The sequence below is a fragment of the Chromohalobacter sp. HP20-39 genome (genome assembly GCF_033052815.1).
Taxonomy (GTDB): domain Bacteria; phylum Pseudomonadota; class Gammaproteobacteria; order Pseudomonadales; family Halomonadaceae; genus Chromohalobacter.
The window spans coordinates 1-241 of sequence record NZ_JAWHTP010001085.1 but is presented as its reverse complement, the minus strand read 5'-3'; the positions used below and the strand labels follow the sequence as shown (position 1 = coordinate 241).

The 241-nt window shown below is 61.0% G+C and carries 1 protein-coding gene; it reads right to left on the bottom strand.

Annotated features, from left to right (window positions below; genetic code table 11):
* A partial coding sequence (locus tag RVY79_RS21275; RefSeq protein WP_317466611.1) for a hypothetical protein occupies nucleotides 1-241 on the bottom strand: 241 nt, incomplete at both ends.

Sequence of the window (241 nt, the reverse complement as noted above, 5' to 3'; positions counted from 1 at the left end):
CGCCAGCCTCCGCCGCAAGTCTCTCCAGCTCCGTGGCGACGTCAATATACGTCAGCGGATCTCTTGTGATGGCGACCGAAGCCTGGATTCCAGCTTGTTGGGCCTTCCGAATCGCAGCCGAGATCAGCGTCTCTCCGCGCTGAGCCAGCGCTGCCGTGACCTCCCGCACGAACGGAGAGCTCAAGTCGTATTTGACGTGGGCGTTATCCACGACATGGGCGATCACAAGCTTTGACCCGAG